The sequence below is a fragment of the Caryophanon latum genome, assembly GCF_001700325.1.
Lineage (GTDB): Bacteria > Bacillota > Bacilli > Bacillales_A > Planococcaceae > Caryophanon > Caryophanon latum.
Map to the genome: position 1 here is coordinate 1 of NZ_MATO01000072.1, position 6,025 is coordinate 6,025.

Sequence of the window (6,025 nt, forward strand, 5' to 3'; positions counted from 1 at the left end):
ATACAGGGGGCGGCTGCGTGCATTCGGCTAGGCGCATCCGGGCTTTATGAAAAAGTTTAGCGAAACGTCCGCTAACAAATGGGTGGCTGTGAGGGGGTAGCGAGAAAGGGGCTGCTCCTTTTTGAGATGGGGGCGTGTAGGGGATTTTGGGGATGGGGTATACAGGGGGCGGCTTCAGGTTTTTGGCCGGGCGGATTTGTGATGGTTTTAGAAGTTTGTAGGTGTTGGGAAGGAATTTTTTCACGATAGCTGCAATACGGTTTTAAAAGCACTGTGTAGTCGCTTTTGTTTAAAACATATATAAAACTAGATTGAAAGGATTTAAATGCGCTAGAGAGGGTGTGAGGGGGTAATAAAAGCATTTTGTATCAGAGGGGAATGTTTAAAAAGAAATCAGATGAATGATGTGTGAAGGAGATTTTAGTATTTCTTGTCTTGTTTGAGAGTGTTTGGGATAACAAGTTTCAAATCGTATTTTAAGGGCGCTCACATTCTCTGTATGCGCTTTTTTAAACAGACTAGCACTTTTCCTTATGGTAGCGTAAAAACCCTTTAAATAGCACGATAGATAGTTTAAATGAAATTGTGCATATTTTTATTTGTTTGAGGTTGCAAATGTTTAACTGTATTTTAGCTTTTGTATTTTTTCTTTGGAGAAGGGTCTGGATGTCGATAATCGAAAAGCGCATCTTTTTTTTGAAGATTAACTTTTGTTATTTTGAGATGAAATATGGTGATGAGTTTTTTGCAGTATGTCATATCTTTTAGTTGTGGGATCAATCAATTTGATTTTCATAAATGTAGTTTGGTCGCGCATATAAGCAAAATTTCTATAGCAGTTTTTTCAATGAACGATAATTTTTTTATCGTAGTCTTTGTAATTAACAGATAGGCAATCAGTAATTTTATGTAGAGGATTTTGTAGGTTTGTTTTGTGGTTACGCTGATGTGAAGAATATGAAATGGTGAGGTTGTTAACATATCAGATTTTATTTTTGCATTATTAATTTTCTAGCCAGGACGGACATTGTTAGCTTGGTTTGAGCAATATTTATTTTTTGAAAATTAACGTTAGAAAAAATCAGCTAGTTTCATGCATTTTCTAAAAAATAGTCATGTTTTTTCATAAGCGAAATTAGGAAAGCTGTTCTTTTTGAAAGAAAAGAGACGAGAAAATAATTCTTTGCTTGGAACAATTTTTTCATCGATAGGACATTCGAAAAATATCTGGATCTGTTCATTTTTTAAAATTGCGGTTCGATGAATTGAGGAAAGGGCAAGATACGGATTTGTATATACAAACCCCAAAAACTTAGTTTTTGACTTGTGAGGGCAAAGCCCTAAAACCCCTGTCAGCATGTTGCGACCCACACTTCATTTCATTACGTGTCAGCTGCAACAACCTGTCTGTGTCGCTACGCTCGATGATTCTAAAAAAATAATAAGTGATATCTACAATGGGCTCATTAATCCACCGTATTTATAAATTTCTTGACGACTTGAAAGAAAAGAAATGTTCAGAAAAAGTGGCGTAATAGCAATGAACATAAATAGAAGTGAAAAGAAGATCAGTCGCTTTTTCCGGAGAATTGATTCAGGCATCTACCAGCAAAACGCGCAAAAGATACGTGGAGTAACTGTCGAGAGTACAGTAAAGATGGAATCAAACTCATCGGGAATTTTTTTGATTTCTTGAATAGGGAAGGTGAATCTAGCATGCCACTTTGTCTCGATTGATTAGAGGCTTAGAAGAGAAAACCATCATGAGTTACGTTAGGCGACAAGTTGCTTAGCAAACGAATAATCTAGTTTTTGCTCAAGCTTAGAAACCATCAGAATGTTCTCGTCATGTCATTAGAAACATATGGATCGAAGCTGATGACTATCGGAATGAGCGAAACGTATGGCTACATGACAAGTTATAAATATCTCGCATTTCAATATGACGATTAAGATAAAGTTAGTGAGTTGAGAGCCTATTTATTCATCAACTGTGTACGTGTTGAAATCAAAAAGATGACCATTGCAGATCCATCATTGGTTTCGAAAATGACTTTACAACAAGTCGTAAGTATGTGAAAATAAAAACATATTTCTGTAAATACATACTTATTTATAAATTTATTTCTGTGTTTCTGTATATATGTTTTTAAATATAGAAAGGGGAATTATTGTGACAGCAACCGTGATTAGTTTTTCATTGCAAAAAGGCGGTGTAGGGAAAACAACGACATCTACACTTGCTGCGTTTCTACTAAGTCAAAAAGGTTATCGAGTATTAGCGATTGATATGGACAGCCAGGCGAACATGACACAGGTGTTAAGTGATAGTGACGATGTGAAGCAATTCAAAGGAACAACGATTCGAGAGGCAATGTTAGATCGTGAGAACTTTAAGAGCTACATTCGTATTGTGAACGACCATTTGCATTACGTACCAGCTGATGACTATGTTGTATTGCTATCAGATTATCAAGGCGAAGTGCCGCGTGATGAACTACTCATTGCAGCGCTTGTGAACGTATTGGACGAGTATGATTTTGTTATTATCGACACGCCACCGAACTTAGGCACACAAACGCTAAATGCGCTTATGGCTTCTGACCATGTGGTAGTGATGTTTGAAACGGCAAAATATGCGTACAATGCTATTGATCGCTTCCTTGAAACGATTAACAGTGTACGTAAATACGGAAATGAAGAATTAAACATACTGGGCATTTTAGCAACGTTATCCGATGCACGTCGTAGCGACAATAAAGAACTACTGGAACTTGTACAAGAAGAGTACGGTGATTTGATCTTTAATACAGTTATTCCTCGTCGTGCAGCAATCGGTCGAATCCCTGTATACGGCTTATATGACAATCCCGAACTTAAAGCAGCAACAGAACATCATGCAAAATTCATTGAGGAGGTTTTGACACGTGTCAATTAAAGATAAATATACAAAAGATAAACAAGTTACACATCCAACAGCAGGAGCAGCGGAAGCAGTCATTCAAACATCAGTGACGACAGAAGAAACGAAGCCAGTGAAGAAAGAAGGCAAGAAAGCGACATTCATTTTGCCAGAAGATCTGCACTATGAGTTAAAAGAAGCTGCGGTAAAGTTACGATGCAACATGTCTGATTTGGTTGCTGAAAGTTTAAGAAAGACATTAGATGAATTAAAAAGTAAGTAAGTTATGGTGAAGGTGTTAATGAATAGGTACAGAGTTAAAAGGAGCTCTTTTATGTTGCGGAAATCAGCAAATATTTCAATGTGGTTAGGTATATTATTTTTCGTTTTATATTCGATTTATATCTTAGATTACATCATAAAAAGAAGAGCTCAAATAGTAGACCTATTTGGGCTCAATTCATCTCTAACTATTACTTGTTTTTCATTTTCATTACCTGATTATAGTCCTCGATAAAAGGGTGGTAAGAACTTTCAATAGAAAATGTAAACTCATTTTCCAAAATAAACTCAGCAAATGCCATAAAGCCATCAAATATAGTCACTGAATACTCTTCTTTAGGAATCGTATAAGAAAATGTTTCATTTTCTATTGCAAAATTACTGACTTCAATTCTAAAATTCAATTCTTCTTCAAACAATTCCACATCATAAAGCGAATCTAATATGAAGATGCTATATTGAGTTTCCCGCAGACGTGTTTTCAAAAGAGGTTGAACTAAAGATTGCCATGTTAACAGTAAATCCGTTGTTTCCATTTGCCTAGAAAAAATAATTTCTGAGTTGTACGTTAATACAATGGCACCTTCTAAATAATCATTTTCATTCTCTTCTAAAGTGTGTTCTGCCAATTGAATTGCACCTACATTGTCAATTGGCAAAAAAAATGGTTCTCTACATTGGATTGTTTTAAGGTCTTTAATCAATGTTTTTACCGTTAACAATTTCTCATTCCTCCGATTCAATTGCTACTTATTAGGGTACGCAGATGACACATAACCTTCCGAATTAATATGAACTCTATATTTTACACCGTTGATAGTTTGATAGTAATTTTCTGACAAACCAGCTTTAAGATTAGTATTAATTTTAGTTTTGTTATATCTAATTACACTAGTAATAATATTTTTAATATCTGTTACACTGAGGTTCGGATCGAACATAGACTTACCAGTTGCTCCTGTCCAATAAGTAGGATGGTGCCCCTCCAAAATATGTCTCATTTTAGCTCTTGTGAAATAAACATTTTTTGTACCAACATTAATTGTTAAATTTGAGAAATTTACTGTTGCTTTTTTTGCTGCATCTTTAGATTTCGCATAAAATGTCTTTGTGCCAATTTTCATGAATGCTTTTTTACCAATATATTGAATAGTCGCTGATATTGCTTTAGCACCTATAACATAAATAAGAGCAGGTACAGCAGCAGCTTCAACTTGAGTAGAATCGATAATATACTCTTCTCCTGTAGTTAAATCAATAAATTTTAATTTATAGACATCATCACTAATATCTATAATTTCAACTCTATATGAATCTTTCGCTATTGATTCACCTTCTTCGCTTTCAACTTCAACAATTATTTCTTCTGTTTGTGGAGATAGTTTCATATTTATATTTGTACTGTTATTGTCATCTTTATAAATTGAGTCTATAACAATTGTACCCAGCTTAGAAACATCAGTTACTTCAACATTTAGATTTTCATTAATTTCAGTCGCTAATGCTAATTGTAATTCACTATTTAAATCCTCTTCTAAATTTTTTTGTTCCTCTTTTGTTAAAATAATTTCTTCGTTTGTAGAACTCGCTTCAGCTCCATTAGACACCTTTAACAAGCCTGTTGTATTTAATAAACAAATAATAATGAGAATAGTGAAAGCCTTATTTAATTTTTTCATTGTCAATCCTCTTTTCTTGTTTTAATATGCCATTACCATAATCAATGTAGTTCCAACCCTGCTCTTTATAAGAAAACAACTCTAAATACTCTTTAAAACTAATCGTTTGTTCTTCTTGTCTGTAAAGCAAAAGAAGATTAGAAATTACACCTGTAGCATGTGCAGTTGCAAAACTTGTACCGTCTACCATAGAATAACCACCTTCGTTATTAGTCGTATATATGTCTTCACCAGGCATAGCGAAATCAATATTATTTCTACTTGCAAAATTAGACCTTTTTAAACTTTCACTAATTGAAGTTATAGAAATAACTTCATCATATTTAGCTGGATAATTACCTTGCATACCAAATGTGTTACCTATCGAAGCAACAATAATTATATCTTCTTCAACTGCTTTATTTATTACTTCTTTAAGTTGTTCATTTTCAGTTTGAAAACCAAAACTTAAATTGATTATTTCGACATTTTGGTCAATGCACCATTCAATTCCTTCAATAAGATTTTCTATTTCTCCTTTCCCCTCTTCGTTGAGTATCTTCACATCGAATATTTCAATATTATTAGTTAGTCCACGTACCCCAAAATTATTATCATTTGCAGCAATTATTCCAGCAATAGACGTCCCGTGACCAAATTCATCAGTTATTGGGATGTTCTTTTCAAGCACATTATATTCTTTGAATCGAAGATATTTTAAGTCCTCATGATTTTTATTAATTCCGCTATCAATAATAGCAACTTTAATTTTATCCGAATCGTTTAAATAAATATCACTTTTCAATAGATCATATCCCCATGAAGTAACCTGTGAATTAGGTTTAGTTCTATTCTCTGTATAACTTTCAGATGTGAACTGCTTTAAAAAAAATATCGTAGAAATTAAAACCAAAATAATTAAGCTGAAACATAAATACCTCTTTAGCATATTGACTCCTATGTAGGGAATAAATTTAAGTCCAATAATTAAAATTCTAATTTATCCACTTATTCAAATTGATTTCCTCTGAAATTAACTCTATTAAAACACAAATATTGAATTTATAATTAAAAAATCACTAGCGTCGCATAAATGTTAACCGAATTTTAAATTTAATTATTTTTCCACCTGAGAAGAAAAATAAAGACAATTAAACAGAGGTAGTAAACATCCATTTTTTTA

The 6,025-nt window shown here is 33.5% G+C and carries 5 protein-coding genes; 2 read left to right on the top strand and 3 right to left on the bottom strand.

Annotated features, from left to right (window positions below; genetic code table 11):
* The first annotated feature begins 2,173 nt into the window (after positions 1-2,173).
* Both A6K76_RS15020 and A6K76_RS15025 read left to right on the top strand, forming a co-directional pair.
* Positions 2,174-2,938 (top strand): ParA family protein, encoded by a 765-nt coding sequence (locus A6K76_RS15020; protein ID WP_169818035.1) that lies wholly within the window; start codon positions 2,174-2,176, stop codon positions 2,936-2,938.
* Positions 2,928-3,185, top strand: coding sequence for a hypothetical protein (locus A6K76_RS15025; RefSeq protein WP_066466421.1), 258 nt, complete (start codon positions 2,928-2,930; stop codon positions 3,183-3,185). The genes A6K76_RS15020 and A6K76_RS15025 overlap by 11 nt, the downstream gene beginning before the upstream one ends.
* A 190-nt stretch (positions 3,186-3,375) precedes the next feature.
* Here the strand turns inward: A6K76_RS15025 and A6K76_RS15030 are convergent, their stop codons facing one another.
* The 3 genes from A6K76_RS15030 to A6K76_RS15040 are packed head-to-tail and all read right to left on the bottom strand — an operon-like array spanning position 3,376 to position 5,647.
* Positions 3,376-3,906, bottom strand: a complete 531-nt coding sequence (locus A6K76_RS15030) for a hypothetical protein (RefSeq protein ID WP_066466422.1) — start codon at positions 3,904-3,906, stop codon at positions 3,376-3,378.
* Positions 3,907-3,930: 24 nt separating this feature from the next.
* Positions 3,931-4,863 carry an SAR2788 family putative toxin gene (locus tag A6K76_RS15035; RefSeq protein WP_066466423.1) on the bottom strand — a complete coding sequence of 311 codons (933 nt, stop codon included), beginning with the start codon at positions 4,861-4,863 and terminating at the stop codon, positions 3,931-3,933.
* Positions 4,847-5,647, bottom strand: coding sequence for a S8 family serine peptidase (locus tag A6K76_RS15040; protein ID WP_169818036.1), 801 nt, complete (start codon positions 5,645-5,647; stop codon positions 4,847-4,849). The genes A6K76_RS15035 and A6K76_RS15040 overlap by 17 nt, the downstream gene beginning before the upstream one ends.
* Between the last annotated feature and the right edge of the window lie 378 nt (positions 5,648-6,025).